The 14,092-nt window shown below is 63.7% G+C and carries 14 protein-coding genes; 10 read left to right on the top strand and 4 right to left on the bottom strand.

The window, feature by feature from the left end:
- From nuoK to AUR66_RS15500, 4 genes are all read left to right on the top strand, one after another.
- Window positions 1–255: NADH-quinone oxidoreductase subunit NuoK (gene nuoK / locus AUR66_RS15485; RefSeq protein ID WP_058573160.1), on the top strand; the 255-nt coding region annotated here is incomplete at its 5' end.
- A gap of 4 nt (window positions 256–259) precedes the next feature.
- On the top strand, window positions 260–2,281 hold the full coding sequence (gene nuoL, locus AUR66_RS15490; protein WP_058573161.1) for an NADH-quinone oxidoreductase subunit L: 2,022 nt from the start codon (window positions 260–262) through the stop codon (window positions 2,279–2,281).
- The gene (locus tag AUR66_RS15495) at window positions 2,278–3,807 is read left to right on the top strand and encodes a complex I subunit 4 family protein (RefSeq protein ID WP_058573162.1); all 1,530 of its coding nucleotides are present in this window, start codon (window positions 2,278–2,280) and stop codon (window positions 3,805–3,807) included. The genes nuoL and AUR66_RS15495 overlap by 4 nt, the downstream gene beginning before the upstream one ends.
- Window positions 3,808–5,328, top strand: a complete 1,521-nt coding sequence (locus AUR66_RS15500) for an NADH-quinone oxidoreductase subunit N (RefSeq protein WP_058573163.1) — start codon at window positions 3,808–3,810, stop codon at window positions 5,326–5,328. It begins immediately after the preceding gene.
- 30 nt (window positions 5,329–5,358) lie between these two features.
- Here the strand turns inward: AUR66_RS15500 and AUR66_RS15505 are convergent, their stop codons facing one another.
- Window positions 5,359–5,742, bottom strand: a complete 384-nt coding sequence (locus AUR66_RS15505) for a DUF7522 family protein (RefSeq protein ID WP_058573164.1) — start codon at window positions 5,740–5,742, stop codon at window positions 5,359–5,361.
- 90 nt (window positions 5,743–5,832) lie between these two features.
- Here AUR66_RS15505 and AUR66_RS15510 point away from each other — a divergent pair, with 90 nt between their 5' ends.
- From AUR66_RS15510 to AUR66_RS15525, 4 genes are all read left to right on the top strand, one after another.
- Window positions 5,833–7,290, top strand: coding sequence for a DHHA1 domain-containing protein (locus tag AUR66_RS15510; RefSeq protein ID WP_058573165.1), 1,458 nt, complete (start codon window positions 5,833–5,835; stop codon window positions 7,288–7,290).
- 101 nt (window positions 7,291–7,391) lie between these two features.
- Complete coding sequence (locus AUR66_RS15515; protein ID WP_058573166.1) at window positions 7,392–8,174, top strand: CBS domain-containing protein; 783 nt, start codon at window positions 7,392–7,394, stop codon at window positions 8,172–8,174.
- On the top strand, window positions 8,171–9,196 hold the full coding sequence (locus AUR66_RS15520) for an ABC transporter ATP-binding protein (RefSeq protein WP_058573167.1): 1,026 nt from the start codon (window positions 8,171–8,173) through the stop codon (window positions 9,194–9,196). Before AUR66_RS15515 ends, AUR66_RS15520 begins: the two co-directional genes overlap by 4 nt.
- Window positions 9,193–9,981 carry a hypothetical protein gene (locus AUR66_RS15525; protein ID WP_058573168.1) on the top strand — a complete coding sequence of 263 codons (789 nt, stop codon included), beginning with the start codon at window positions 9,193–9,195 and terminating at the stop codon, window positions 9,979–9,981. The genes AUR66_RS15520 and AUR66_RS15525 overlap by 4 nt, the downstream gene beginning before the upstream one ends.
- A 51-nt stretch (window positions 9,982–10,032) precedes the next feature.
- Here AUR66_RS15525 and AUR66_RS15530 read toward each other — a convergent pair whose 3' ends face one another.
- Both AUR66_RS15530 and AUR66_RS22185 read right to left on the bottom strand, forming a co-directional pair.
- On the bottom strand, window positions 10,033–10,263 hold the full coding sequence (locus AUR66_RS15530) for a DUF7543 family protein (protein WP_058573169.1): 231 nt from the start codon (window positions 10,261–10,263) through the stop codon (window positions 10,033–10,035).
- Between the two features lie 27 nt (window positions 10,264–10,290).
- On the bottom strand, window positions 10,291–10,464 hold the full coding sequence (locus AUR66_RS22185; protein ID WP_197409815.1) for a hypothetical protein: 174 nt from the start codon (window positions 10,462–10,464) through the stop codon (window positions 10,291–10,293).
- A 101-nt stretch (window positions 10,465–10,565) separates the two neighbouring features.
- Here AUR66_RS22185 and AUR66_RS15535 point away from each other — a divergent pair, with 101 nt between their 5' ends.
- On the top strand, window positions 10,566–11,870 hold the full coding sequence (locus tag AUR66_RS15535) for an MFS transporter (RefSeq protein ID WP_058573170.1): 1,305 nt from the start codon (window positions 10,566–10,568) through the stop codon (window positions 11,868–11,870).
- Window positions 11,871–11,899: 29 nt separating this feature from the next.
- Here the strand turns inward: AUR66_RS15535 and AUR66_RS15540 are convergent, their stop codons facing one another.
- Window positions 11,900–12,949, bottom strand: coding sequence for a DUF7544 domain-containing protein (locus tag AUR66_RS15540; protein ID WP_058573171.1), 1,050 nt, complete (start codon window positions 12,947–12,949; stop codon window positions 11,900–11,902).
- Between the two features lie 243 nt (window positions 12,950–13,192).
- On the opposite strand from AUR66_RS15540, the gene AUR66_RS15545 reads away from it, so the two are divergent.
- A partial coding sequence (locus tag AUR66_RS15545; protein ID WP_058573172.1) for a CNNM domain-containing protein occupies window positions 13,193–14,092 on the top strand: 900 nt, incomplete at its 3' end.

The following is a 14,092-nucleotide window of genomic DNA, read 5'->3' on the forward strand; positions in this document are numbered from 1 at the left end:
ATCGGCCTCTTCGGCCTGCTCACCCGGCGCAACGCGCTGTTGTTCCTGATGTCGGTCGAACTGATGCTGAACGCGGCCAACATCAATCTCGTCGCGTTCTCCTACTACTGGGGCAACGTGACGGGCCAGACGTTCGGTCTGTTCACGATGGCACTCGCCGCCGCCGAAGTCGCGGTCGGTATCGGCATCATCCTGGTGCTGTACCGCAACTTCGACGACGTGGACGTCACGAAGGCAACAACGATGAGGTGGTAAACGTATGGCAACTATTCTCGAATTCGCTCCGGCCATCGTCCTCCTCCCGTTCCTCTCGTTCCTGATCGCACTCGGGGCGGGTCGGTACATGCCGAAGGGAGGTGCCCTGGCGGGCATCGGCGCGACGGCAGGGTCGTTCCTGCTCGCAGTCGCGACGTTCTTCGCCGTCAGCGGCGGACAGACGTACAACCAGACAATCTACACGTGGGCGGAAGGCCTCGACGCGATCAACCTCACGTTCGGCCTGCTCATCGACCCGCTGTCGGCGATGATGCTCGTCATCGTGACGCTCATCGCGTTCCTCGTCCACGTCTTCAGTCTCGGCTACATGAACGACGAAGGCGAGACGGGCCTGCCGCGCTACTACGCCGGTCTCGGCCTGTTCACCGCCTCCATGCTCGGGTTCGTCGTCGCCGACAACCTGCTCATGGCGTTCATGTTCTTCGAGCTCGTGGGACTGTGTTCCTACCTGCTCATCGGCTTCTGGTTCCGCCAGGACGGCCCGCCGAGTGCAGCGAAGAAGGCATTCTTGGTCACCCGCTTCGGTGACTACTTCTTCCTCATCGGCGTCGTCGCAGTCTTCGCGACGTTCGGCTCGGCGGCCTTCGCCGGCCCCGACGCCTTCCCGGTGCTCGCAGAAGAAGCACTCGCTGGTGAACACTCGGTCAACACGTTCCTCGGCATGGGCGAACAGGCGTGGTTCACCGTCGTCGGCCTCCTCGTTCTCGGAGGCGTCGTCGGGAAGTCCGCGCAGTTCCCCCTGCACACGTGGCTTCCGGACGCGATGGAAGGTCCGACCCCGGTCTCCGCGCTCATCCACGCAGCGACGATGGTCGCAGCCGGTGTCTACCTCGTCGCCCGGATGTACGGCTTTTACGCACTGACGCCGACGACGCTCGCTATCATCGCTCTCATCGGTGGCTTCACCGCCCTCTTTGCGGCGACGATGGGTGTCGTCAAGAAGGAAATCAAGCAGGTGCTGGCGTACTCGACTATCAGCCAGTACGGCTACATGATGCTCGGCCTCGGGGCCGGTGGCTACGTCGCCGCGACGTTCCACCTCATGACCCACGCCTTCTTCAAGGCGCTCTTGTTCCTCGGCGCCGGGTCGGTCATCATCGCGATGCACCACAACGAGAACATGTGGGACATGGGTGGTCTGAAAGACAAGATGCCCGTGACCTACTACGCGTTCCTCTCTGGGTCGCTCGCGCTCGCGGGTATCGTCCCGTTCGCCGGCTTCTGGTCGAAAGACGAAGTGCTGTACGAGACGCTCATCCACGGACTCGGCGGGAGTCCGATTCTGCTCGTCGCGTACGCGATGGGTCTGCTCGCCGTCTTCTTCACCGGCTTCTACACCTTCCGGATGGTGTTCCTCACCTTCCACGGTGAGCCCCGGTCCGACACGGCACGGGACCCCCACGGCGTCCGCTGGAACGTCAAGGCACCGCTCGCCGTCCTCGGCGTGCTCGCCGCGACGGCCGGCCTCGTCAACATGGTTCCTGTCGAGAAGCTCTTCGGTATCAAGGGAATCGACTTCCTGCACCAGTTCCTCGACGGAAGCTTCGACTCGCTGAACGCGCACCACTACGCCGAGCTCATCCCGTACAGTTCGGGATACATCGGCGGTGAGGCGGGGACAGTCGCGATTGGCGCGGCCGTCTCGCTCGGCCTCGCACTCGCTGGTGCCGGTCTCGCATACGTGCTGTACAACGTCCCCGACCCCGTCGAACACACGGACAAGCTCGGGAGCATCAAGACCGTACTGTACAACAACTACTACCAGGACGAGTACCAGGTTTGGCTCGCGACGAGCGTCGTCCAGCCAATCTCGCGCGCTCTCGATAAGTTCGACCAGGGTGTCGTCGACGGCGTCGTCAACGGCGTCTCCAGCGTCAGCCTGTTCGCAGGGTCGCGTATGAAGCGTATCCAGTCCGGTGTGGTGAGCAACTACGCCGCGCTCCTCACGCTCGGACTGACGGCGCTGCTTCTCGGTCTCGGCCTGTACGGAGGTTGGTTCGCATGATAATCGAAGCGCTCATCGCAGTCACGTTCCTCGCCGCGCTGGTCACGTTCGTCCTGCCGGACCGCTATGCCGGCAAGGCGGCCTTCGCGCTGAGTCTGGTTCCCGTCCTCGGGAGCCTCGTTATGTGGCAACAGTACGACGCGAGCGGGAACGCCTTACTCGGCGGGAACATCGCGTTCGAGACAGACGTCGTCTGGCTCCAACTCGGCCAGTACGACCTCCACTGGATGGTCGGCGTCGACGGAATTAGCCTTCCGCTCGTCGTCCTCACGACCATCCTCACCACGCTCGCTATCGTGAGCTCGTGGACGCCCATCGCGGAGCGCCAGTCCCAGTTCTACGGACTGATGCTCCTGATGGAGGCGAACCTGCTCGGCGTCTTCACGGCGCTCGACTTCTTCGTCTGGTTCGTCTTCTGGGAGGCTGTCCTCGTCCCGATGTACTTCCTCATCGGTGTCTGGGGCGGCCCCCGCCGCAAGTACGCGGCTATCAAGTTCTTCGTCTACACGAACATCGCGTCGCTCGTGATGTTCATCGGGTTCATCTCGCTCGTGTTCGGCCTCGGCGACTCTATCTCGTCGCTGCGCCTGCCCGAGATTGCCCAGGCGTTGCAGGCTGGCCAACTCAGCGGCTTCGCCGGTCTCTCGGCGAGTGCGCTGGCGTCCGTCGCGTTCGTCGCGATGTTCCTCGGATTCGCGGTCAAGGTCCCGGTCGTCCCGTTCCACACGTGGCTTCCGGACGCTCACGTCGAAGCACCCACGCCGGCGTCGGTCATGCTGGCTGGGGTGCTCCTGAAGATGGGTACGTACGCCCTGCTCCGGTTCAACTTCACGATGCTCCCGGAGACGGCGCGAAGCTTCGCGCTGCCAATCGCGCTTGTCGCCGTGGCGAGCGTCATCTACGGCGCACTCCTCGCGCTGGCACAACAGGACCTCAAGCGCATCGTCGCGTACTCCTCCGTGTCGTCGATGGGGTACGTCATCCTCGGTCTCATCGCCTACACCACCTACGGTGTCGGTGGTGCGACCTTCCAGATGGTCGCCCACGGTCTCATCTCCGGACTGATGTTCATGGCCGTCGGTGTCATCTACAACACGACGCACACGCGCATGGTCACGGACATGTCCGGGATGGCCGACAAGATGCCCGTCACGGCGGGTATCTTCGTCGCCGGTGCGTTCGGGTACATGGGCCTCCCGCTCATGGCCGGATTCGCCGCCGAGTTCTTCATCTTCAAGGGCGCGTTCGAGTCCACGGTGATGGCGGCGATGCCGCTGTTCACCGGCGTGGCGATGTTCGGTATCGTCATCGTCGCGGGCTACCTGCTGTTCGCGATGCAGCGGACGCTGTTCGGGCCGTTCCAGTTCGACGGTGACTACGAGATTACCGAAGCGCCGTTCCACGACGTGGCGCCGCTCGCGGTGCTCTTGCTGCTCACCATCGTTCTCGGTGTCTCGCCCGACATCTTCTTCACCATGATTCAGGACGCGGTCAATCCGATTCTCGAACTGGGAGGTGCGTTCTAAATGACGCCACTGCAGACACTCCCCGACTGGACGGCGATGGCACCAGCCATCGTGCTCGGTCTCACGGGACTCCTCCTGCTCGTCATCGACACTATCGACCCGGACACGTCGAACAACGGACTCCTCGCCGGTGTGGCGACGCTCGGGTCGCTGGGCGCCGGCGGTATCGCCGGATGGTTCCTCATCGCAGGGACTGGCATGGAGCAGACTGGCGGCGCAATCTCGCTGTACGGCGACGCAATCGTCGTCGACGGGATGAGCCTGTTCTTCACGCTCATCTTCACGAGTGTCGCCGCGATGGTCTCTGTCGCTTCGTACGACTACCTCGCCGACCGGCGCTATCAGGGTGAGTTCTACTCGCTCGTCCTCTTCGCCGCGACGGGGATGACGCTGATGGCGATGTCGAACTCGCTGGCGACGGTGTTCGTCAGCCTCGAACTCGCCTCGCTGCCGTCGTACGCGCTCGTCGCGTTCCTCAAGAAGAACCGCGGCAGCGTCGAAGCGGGACTGAAGTACTTCCTCATCGGCGCACTGTCGTCGGCGGTGTTCGCGTTCGGTATCAGCCTCGTGTTCGCTGTCACCGGGTCGCTTATCCTCCCGGACGTCGCGGCCAACCTGGCTAACGCCGACGAACTCGTCGGTGTGCTCGGACTCGGCGTGCTGATGATTGCCGGTGGGTTCGCCTTCAAGACCGCCTCCGTCCCGTTCCACTTCTGGGCGCCGGAGGCGTACGAAGGTGCACCCGCTCCCGTCAGTGCGTTCCTCTCGTCGGCGTCGAAGGCCGCCGGTTTCGCCGTCGCCTTCCGCGTCTTCACGGTCGCGTTCCCGCTCGACACCGTCACCGCACTCGGTGGCGGCAGCGTGGACTGGTCGCTCCTGTTCGCGGTGCTCGCCGTCGTCACGATGACGGTCGGTAACTTCGCGGCCGCGACCCAAGAGAACGTCAAGCGCATGCTCGCGTACTCCTCGGTTGGACACGCAGGCTACGCGCTCATCGGCCTCGCGGCCATCACCGTCGACGGTGGCGCCGCCAACGGCGACGTCCTCGGCGCGAGTATGGCCCACCTGCTCGTCTACGGCTTCATGAACACGGGCGCGTTCCTGTTCATCGCCATGGCCGAGAAGTGGGGCATCGGTCGCACGTTCGAAGACTACAACGGACTCGCGACGAAGGTGCCCATCGCCGCCACGGCGATGACCATCTTCATGTTCTCGCTGGCAGGGCTCCCACCGTTCGGTGGCTTCGTCTCGAAGTACGCCCTGTTCTACTCGGCTATCGAGTCCGGCTTCTGGTGGCTCGCCGCCGTCGGCGCAGTGAACAGCGCACTGTCGCTGTTCTACTACAGTCGCGTCGTCAAAGCGATGTGGATCGAAGAGCCGTCGAAGCCGCTCGAAATCGGAAGCCAGCCGGTCGGTCTGTACGTCGCGGTGGTCTTCGCCGCCGTCGGTACGGTCCTCCTCCTGCCCGGCTTCCAGCCCGTCATCGAGACGGCACAGACCGTCGCTGCGGCGCTCTTCTGAGCGCGCTGACGGCCTGAAAAAACCGCTTTCTTATTCGACCCGCAGCAGTTCAGAGAGTGCCGACGCCAGTTCTTCGGACCGCCGAAGCGTGAGACCGTCGGTCGTGACGAAGACGCCGTTGGACGCGACAGTGACGCGCGTCAGGTATCCGTGTTCGAACGCGCGAACCGTGTAGCGGTAGTTCCCGAGTTCGGACCCTCGGTAAGCGGTGCGGGCCTGAAACCCGTCGGTCTCGTGTTCGACGAATCCAGTCAAGTCGGCGTCTGCTTCGAGGTCGGAACGGAGATAGATCTGCTCACACCGGTCGTGGGTAAAGTACGTGATACTTCTGAGGTCGTCGCCGACGACAGTTCGGCAGGTTCGGACGATCGATTCGGCGCGAGATTCGGGGACGAGTTGTGATTCGAGTTCCATCCTATTGTGTGCCATGGCGTGACATAACATAATATCATCGCCGAATCGGATGACGGTAGGGTTTTGCGGCCGGATGACGACCCTGTTAGTATGGTACGTCGCCTGGTTCTCGGGTGCGGGGGCCTCGAAGGGTCATTCGTCGAGACACTGGCCGACAGGCCGGGGTCGGTCGTGGTCGTCACCGACAGGAAGGGCCGTGCCGACGACTTCCGTGCCGACGGCGTCGCAGCGACGGCAGGCGACCCGAACGACCCGACGAACTACCCGGAACACACCGACGTGGTCATCGTCGGAGGCGACTCGACAGACGAGAACCGCGACGTGGCACGGACGGCACGCGACCACTTTCCCGACGCGTCACTCGTCGTCTATCTCGGAACAGACGGCAGCGAGTCTGCCCGTGCGGAAATCGAACGCGTCGCCGACGAGACCATCGACCCGACCCGACTCGTCGCTGACCGCATCTACGACGCCGTCGGGTCGTCGCACAGTGAACGACTCAACCGCTTGATGCGGGTCCTCCGGAGTCTCGACGGGCGACTCGCAATCGTCATGCACGACAACCCGGACCCCGACGCCATCGCGTCGGGGCTAGCCCTCCAAGCGATTTCGAAACGGGCGAACGTCGAGTCCGACGTGTGTTACTTCGGCGACATCTCTCATCAGGAGAACCGTGCGTTGGTGAACCTCCTCGACCTCAACCTTCGCGTGCTCGACGGCACCCCGGAACCGGACGAGTACGCCGGGTTCGCCCTCGTCGACCACTCACGCCCCGGCGTCAACGACCGCCTGCCCGCGGACACGACGGTAGATATCGTCGTCGACCACCACCCGCCGCGAGCACCGGTCGAAGCGAGGTACGTCGACCTCAGGAGTGGCGTCGGTGCGACGAGTACGCTCCTCACCGAGTACCTCCGGCGACTCGGCATCGTCCCCAGCACACAGGTCGCAACCGCGCTCTTGTTCGGGATACAGGTCGACACCAACGACTTCACTCGCGAGGTGTCGACTGCCGACTTCGAGGCCGCCGCGTACCTCTTTCCCCACGTCGACACCGACCTCTTGGCACGGGTCGAGACGCCGAGTATGACCTCCGATACGATGGAGACACTCGCACGCAGCATCGCCAACAGGGACGTTCGTGGCGAGGTTCTCACGTCGAACGTCGGCGACATCCGCGAGCGAGACGCGTTGGCGCAGGCGGCCGACTACCTCCTCGGGATGGATGGCGTCGACGTGAGCGTCGTCTACGGGTTGATGGACGGAACCGTGTACGTCTCTGGGCGCGCACACGGCGGGCGCGTCGACCTCGGAGAGATGTTCCGCGACGCACTCGGCCCGATTGGGAGCGCCGGCGGACACGCAGACATGGCCGGGGCGCAGATTCCGCTCGGTATCTTGGACGACGTGGGTGACGACTCACGGGAGTCCCTCGCGACTATCGTCACGGACATCGTCGCCGGTCGCCTCTTCGAGACGCTCGAACACGCACCGTCGACGCCGCGTCTGGACGTGGACGTCACGTTCGAATACCCACTGGACAAGTGACCACGTTCTCCCGTGAGGAACCGCTGAACGACACGCCGAACGGTGCCTCGGTACAGTTTCTCCCACCACGTTTTTGCCGACGGTCGCCCTACCTCGGAGGGATGAGTACCAAAGCGACCGTCAAGGAGTACATGACGCGCGAGGTCCAGACCGTCTCTCCGAGTAACACGGTCGCAGACGTGGCCCGTCGTATCGCCGAGAGCGACGGCCACAACGGCTTTCCCGTCTGTGAAGGCCGCAAGGTCGAAGGCTTCGTCACGGCACGTGATATTCTCCTCGCGGACGACGACGAACCAATCGAGACGGTGATGGCGACAGACCTCGTCGTCGCCCACCCCGAGATGGACGTGAACGACGCTGCCCGAGTCATCCTTCGGTCGGGTATCCAGAAACTGCCCGTCGTCGACGACGCGGGCAATCTCGTGGGTATCATCTCGAACACGGACGTGATTCGAAGCCAAATCGAGCGTGCGACGCCGGAGAAAGTCGGGAAACTGATGCGGACGCTCGAACAGATTCACGGAATCACCGTCCACCAGGAACGACGGACGGTCACCATCTCGACCCTCATTCCGACGCAAGCGCGCGTCTACGCCGACGAGTTAGAAGGGAGAACCTACGAACTCGAACGTGGTCTCGCAGAACCACTGGTCGTCATCGACAACAACGGCACGCTTCTCTTGGCCGACGGCCACCACCGCGCGCTGGCGGCGGACCGCATCGACATGGAAGAGATGGACGCCTACGTCATCGTCATCGACGACCCCGTGGAACTCGGGATGCAACGCACCGCCGAGAACGAAGGCCTGCACACTATCGACGACATCGACATCGTCGACTACGCCCGACACCCACTCGTCGAGTCGACTCGGCGACTCCAATGAGCACCCCCGCCGCACCAAACGCGGCACGGGAGACGCCAGTTCCCCGGACTGTCGACCACGACGAACGCACCGTCCCGCCGGTCATCGAGGTTTCGACGCTCACCAAACGATACGGAGACGTGACCGCCGTCGACGACGTCTCGTTTTCGGTCGAACAGGGAACGATTCTCGGCGTTCTGGGTCCCAACGGGGCGGGGAAGACGACGATGCTGAAGGCGATGCTCGGACTCCTCGTCCCCTCGGACGGAACCGTCCGCGTCTGCGGTATCGACGTTCACGCCCACCCGGCGCGGGCGTACCGACGCCTCGGTGCCACACTGGAGGGCGCACGGAACGTCTACTGGCGATTGACGGTCCGTGAGAACCTCGCATTCTTCGGTGGTCTCGCGGGCGAGAACGCGAGCGACCCGGCAGTCCGCGCACGCCACGATACCCTCTTGGACCAACTTGGCCTCCTCGACAGGGCCGACGACGTGGTGAACGAACTCTCGCGGGGGATGAAACAGAAAGTCGCCCTGGCGTGTGCCCTCGCCCGCGACGTGGACGTCGCGTTCCTCGACGAACCGACGCTCGGTCTCGACGTGGAGAGTTCGGTCGACTTACGCCGCGAACTTCGGCGACTGGCCGACGACCGGGGACTCACTGTCGTCCTCACCAGCCACGACATGAGCGTCGTCGAAGACCTGTGTGACCGCGTCCTCGTCGTGAACCACGGCCGTCTCGTCGCCGACGACGACGTGACGTCGCTCGTGGAACTGTTCCGGACGAGTGCGGTCCGGGTCGTCGTCGATGGGCCACTCTCGGCCGCGACGGAACGAACCATTCAGAGTGACTACACCGTCGAATCGTGGGAGACAGACGGCGACCGGACGCGCGTCCTCGTCGCACTCGAAGACGCGAACGACCTGCCCGCGTTGGCCGCGCGGTTCGTCGCGGATGGGGGACGCCTCGTCTCGGTGAACACGGTCGAACCCGACCTGACAGAAGCGTTCTTGCAGTTGACCGGCGGCGAAGACCGATGAGAACCGCCTCGACGCGCGAGATGGTGATTCTCCTCCGTGAGGTGGCGCAGAAACAGTACATCTTGCTCCGGCGCTACCCTGTGAACACGGTCGGCGGCCTACTCGCCATCTACGTGTTCTTCGCGCTCATCTTCTTCGGCGGACGTGCCGTCGCCGGCCCGGCGTTCGACGACTCGCTCGACTCGCTCATCGTCGGGTACTTCCTCGTGACGATGGCCTTCTCGGCGTATCAAGACCTCGCGGGAAACGTCATGACCGAAGCCCAGTGGGGCACCCTCGAACAACTCTACATGGCACCGCTCGGATTCGGTCGCGTCATGGCTGCCAAGACGGTCGTAAACGTGGCGTTTAGCTTCCTCTGGGGCGGTGCCACGCTCGTGTTGATGCTCGTGACGACCGGTCGCACGCTCGCTATCGACCTGCTTACCGTGATTCCCGTCGGCATCTTCGCGCTCGCCTCGGTGGTCGGCGTCGGGTTCGTGATGGCTGGTCTGGCACTCCTCTACAAGCGCGTCAACAGCATCTTCGGACTGCTCCAGTTCGGGTTCATCGGCCTCGCCGCCGCACCCGTCGAACAAGCACCGTTGCTCAAAGTGCTCCCACTCGCACAGGGGAGTTTCATGCTCCAGCGGGCGATGACCGGCGGCGTCAGGCTCTGGGAGTTCCCGCTGGCCGATATCGGCGTCCTCGTCGCTGTCGGGGTCGGATACGCTGTCGTTGGCTACGCCGTCTTCAGCGTCCTCACGCGCCGTGCGCGACAACGTGGTGTCCTCGGACACTACTGAACGTATAAAAACCGTCTCACCGCGAGAATGCTCGACGCTGGCGGCGTCCAGTCAGGGTTCGTCGACGTCGTACTCGTCTTTCCACTCGTCGAGCGTCGCTCGGGCGGCGTCTTCGTCGTCGAACCGACGACTCTCGTAGCCACGTCCCTCCGGTGACTGGTGGAGTCGGTCGTATCTGACGTGCCACCCGTTCGGCCCGCGCCGAAGGCGAAGGGTCGCGTGACCGTCGCTCCGTTCCCACTCCACGATACGCTCGTCGTTGCGGACTTCCGTCCAACTCATACGCTGGCCACGTGCTCGGGGCCGAAGTCAGTACCCATCTGCGAGTGTCGGAACCTTCGCTGGTTCGACACCGGCAGGTCTCGTCTCGACGCCGCAGGCGGGGCACACAGCGTAGCCGAGGCGGTCGTAGGGGACCTCGGGAGACGGCTTTTCTAGCCCGCAGTTGTTGCACGTGAAGTACGATACCCACTCGAAGGCCATACTGGGCCAAACGAGTGTCAGTGTATTAATTAATCACAGCTTACTGTACGTTTGACGCCAGTATCGGAGTGGTTTTCTGTCGACCATCCAAGACGCAGATAATGACTGTCGACAACCCGCGTCGGGCCCTCGGCGTGGTCTTCTTCATCGTCTTCGTCGACCTCCTCGGGTTCGGAATCCTCATCCCAGTGATTCCGTTGTACGCACTCTCGTTCGGTGCGACGGAGTTCGTCGGGAGTCTGCTCATCGCGTCGTACTCAGCGATGCAGTTCCTCGCTGCTCCCCTGTTAGGTCGCCTCTCAGACGCCCATGGTCGGCGACCGGTCCTCTTGCTCTCTCTCACCGGGAGCGTCATCGCGTGGACGCTGTTCGGCATCGCGGGGTCGCTCGCAGTGCTCTTCGCCGCGCGGATGCTCGCCGGGACGATGGGTGGCAACATCGCCACCGCACAGGCGTACATCGCGGACATCACGCCGCCAGAAGACCGGGCCAAGGGACTCGGACTCCTCGGGGCCGCGTTCGGTCTCGGATTCGTCTTCGGTCCCGCACTCGGCGGGTTCTTCGCCAGCGACACCGTCGTGGCCGTCGCCCGCGACGTACTTCCTGCGATAGTTCCCGTCTCGGAGTTCTCGCTGCCCAGTTTCGCCGCCGCAGTCATCACGGGGACCAACCTCGTCGTGGCGTTCTTCGTCCTCCCCGAGTCGCGTCCGCCGGAAGAGCGCGAACCGGCGGCAGACAAGCCGTCGCGTATCGACCAACTCCTGACGGCGCTTCGGACCCACGGCCTCGGCGCACTCGTCGCCTCGTTCTTCCTCGTCTCGTTCGCCTTCTCGGCGCTGGAGAGTCAGTTCATCTTCCTCACGAACGACCAGTACGGGTACGGCGCGACGGAGAACGCGATTATCCTCACCTACGTCGGTGTGGTGCTCGCCATCGTCCAAGGTGGTCTGGTCGGCCCGCTGACCGACCGATTCGGTGAGTACCGCTTGGCCGTCGGCGGGACTGCGATTCAGGTCTTCACACTCGCGGCGGTGCCGTTTTCGCCGGTGTTCGGGTCGTACCTGCCCAGCGTCGGGACACTGCTCCCAATCGGGCCCGCCCTTCCACCGGGCGTCATCGCACTCCTGGTCGTGATGACACCGTTGTCGTTCGGAAACGCCCTCACGAACGTCTCGTTGAACACGCTGGTCTCGCGTTCCGCGAGCGACGACGAGCAAGGCGGTGCCTTCGGTCTCACGCAGAGTGCCGGCAGTCTCGCGCGGACGTTCGGCCCGGCGCTCGCAGGCGGCCTCTACACGGGTCTCGCCTTCTGGGCGCCGTTCGTCGCCGGTGGGTTGCTGATGATTCCGATTCTGCTCTTGTTGGGGCAACTGGACCGAGAGGTCATCGCGGCGACGACGGCGTAAAAATCGAGTGAGTGGTCTTCGGGCGGTTCTCAGGCCGGTGTCGGGCCTTCCGGTGCGGGGGTGTCGTCTTCGGTACGGAAGTTAGACACGAGGTCCAGCGACTCGTCTGCGCTTCCGAGGAGGAACAGCGAGTAGTACCGGAAGAACGTCACCACGGGCATCTGGACGAGTGCACTCACTGCGATTGCAGTGAGGACGAACAGGAGTCCGAGGGCACCGAACAGCGCCAACCCAGCCGTGGAGAACGCGCTGACGCCTGCTGCCGAGAGCGCGAGGAAGATACCACCGCCGACGATGGCGAACGGTATCGCGACGACGAGCAAGACGAGGGCGGCGGCGATGCCGACGGCGATGCTCGCGAGGATACCGAGGACGAACCTGACGACGATGTAGAGGCCGAACTCGGAGAACTCGGCGCGGAACACCGGAACCACGCGCCGCCACGAGTCGATGACCTGCTTGTCTTCGGCAATCATCGTCGGGACGACGAAGTCGGTGGTCAACTGGAGGGCGATGGCGAGCACCAAGAACACCAGGATGGCGAGGAAGACGAGCGGTATCGCCAGCAGGAACACCGACCCGTCGAGGCTGATACCGCCGAGGACGACTGCTGCGAGTGGAAGGCCAAGCAGCAGTAAGACGGCGAGGACGAGGCCAATCTGGAACACGAACAATCTGGCTCCGAGGCCGAGGCGTTCGCGGAACGGTTTGCGGATACGCACGTCTTTCGAGACGACACCGTCGACGAAGACGAACTGCATCACCGAGCCGATAAACGACCAGATGAGGCCGAGCGTGATGCCGATGGCCGCTAGGACGACGACGGCGGCGAAGACGTTCCCCGGTGTGACGAATCCCGGAAGGGAGTCGATTGGAACGTTGGTCGGCGGCGTGCCGTCTGCGGGGAAGGTTACCCCGGTGTTTCCGGCGTTTCCGGCACCGCCACCACCGCTTCCGATTCCACCGACGAAGAGGGCGATGAGTGCGAGGCGCGCCCATCGACCCGCGTCGAACGGGAGGAGGAGCGACCCCGTGGCGTCACGGGCGTCGTCGAGGGCGTCGATTGCTTTCCAACTCATGTGTGGACGTTCGACGCCTCACCGGATAAAGGTGTTCGAGTTTTTATGTGAGTGTCCTGTCGGTTGTGAGGCAACGGCCGTTCAGTCGGCTGAATTTCCGTCGTTGGAGAACGAGACGTTCACTCTGTGGCTGCGGCGAGTGGGTCGAGAGAGTCGGCTCAGCGGTACGATTTCTGGTCGGGTGTACCGACACGAACCGCAGTCGACACCCTCAGGGGTGACGAGTTTGAACGTCGGGGCAGTATGGTTGGTGTCGAGACTGCGGTGCGGCTCGTCGGTGGTCTCGTGTTGTTGCTCGGGAACGCGTTCTTCGTCGTCTCGGAGTTCGCGATGACCCGCGTCCCACAGTTCGACCAGTCGGCGTTCGAGGGGTCGCGAGGACTCGAACGCGCCTGGAAGATGACGGAGCGATTAGAGGTGTATCTCTCTGGATGCCAAGTGGGCATCACTATCTCCAGTGTCGGCCTCGGCGTCGTGGCCGAACCGGCCGTCGCCGCCGTCTTCGCGGCACTCCTCGGCGGCGGCGGTGCAGGCGGGCACACGTCGCTGTCGGTCATCCTGTCGCTGTCGCTCATCAACCTCGCCCACGTCGTCCTCGGTGAGCAGGTGCCGACGTACCTCGGGGTCGAACGGTCCCGATTCGTCGCCAAGTACACCGCTCCCGTCCTCTACGGGTGGACGAAACTCATGTACCCCGTCATCGTCGTGGCCGACTGGTTGGCAAAGCGGTTGCTCGCCCTCGGCGGTGTCGAAATCACCCGTTCGTGGCAAGAGGCCGAAATCGACGACGACGAACACACTGGCACCGACGGAGAGCGACTGAGTCGGGGAGAGGTTCGCAGTCAGATGGGCGACATCCTCGCTCGCGGGTCGCTTCCCGAAGACCGGCGCGAAGAAGTCCTCAACGCCCTCCGAATCGGGTCCATACCCGTTCGACAGGTGATGGTTCCGGCAGAAGACGTGGTCGAACTCAGGACTGCCGCACCGACCGACGAGAACCTCGACAGGATTCGAACGAACCCGCAGCACTCGCGGTTCCCCCTCGTCGGCGACACGTTGCACGACGTTCGGGGAGTCGTCTACGCACCGACGGTGCTCGCGAACATCGACCGCCTCCGGTCGGGCGACCGAACACTCGAAGCT

Source organism: Haloferax profundi, assembly GCF_001469865.1.
Classification (GTDB): domain Archaea; phylum Halobacteriota; class Halobacteria; order Halobacteriales; family Haloferacaceae; genus Haloferax; species Haloferax profundi.

Bases quoted from the DNA above. Each gene is read 5' to 3' on its own strand.
- AUR66_RS15525 (WP_058573168.1), top strand. From the start codon at position 9,193: ATGAGAACCGCCTCGACGCGCGAGATGGTGATTCTCCTCCGTGAGGTG.
- AUR66_RS15530 (WP_058573169.1), bottom strand. From the start codon at position 10,263: ATGAGTTGGACGGAAGTCCGCAACGACGAGCGTATCGTGGAGTGGGAA.
- AUR66_RS15495 (WP_058573162.1), top strand. From the start codon at position 2,278: ATGATAATCGAAGCGCTCATCGCAGTCACGTTCCTCGCCGCGCTGGTC.
- AUR66_RS15515 (WP_058573166.1), top strand. From the start codon at position 7,392: ATGAGTACCAAAGCGACCGTCAAGGAGTACATGACGCGCGAGGTCCAG.
- AUR66_RS22185 (WP_197409815.1), bottom strand. From the start codon at position 10,464: ATGGCCTTCGAGTGGGTATCGTACTTCACGTGCAACAACTGCGGGCTA.
- AUR66_RS15510 (WP_058573165.1), top strand. From the start codon at position 5,833: ATGGTACGTCGCCTGGTTCTCGGGTGCGGGGGCCTCGAAGGGTCATTC.
- AUR66_RS15520 (WP_058573167.1), top strand. From the start codon at position 8,171: ATGAGCACCCCCGCCGCACCAAACGCGGCACGGGAGACGCCAGTTCCC.
- AUR66_RS15540 (WP_058573171.1), bottom strand. From the start codon at position 12,949: ATGAGTTGGAAAGCAATCGACGCCCTCGACGACGCCCGTGACGCCACG.
- AUR66_RS15505 (WP_058573164.1), bottom strand. From the start codon at position 5,742: ATGGAACTCGAATCACAACTCGTCCCCGAATCTCGCGCCGAATCGATC.
- AUR66_RS15535 (WP_058573170.1), top strand. From the start codon at position 10,566: ATGACTGTCGACAACCCGCGTCGGGCCCTCGGCGTGGTCTTCTTCATC.
- AUR66_RS15500 (WP_058573163.1), top strand. From the start codon at position 3,808: ATGACGCCACTGCAGACACTCCCCGACTGGACGGCGATGGCACCAGCC.
- nuoL (WP_058573161.1), top strand. From the start codon at position 260: ATGGCAACTATTCTCGAATTCGCTCCGGCCATCGTCCTCCTCCCGTTC.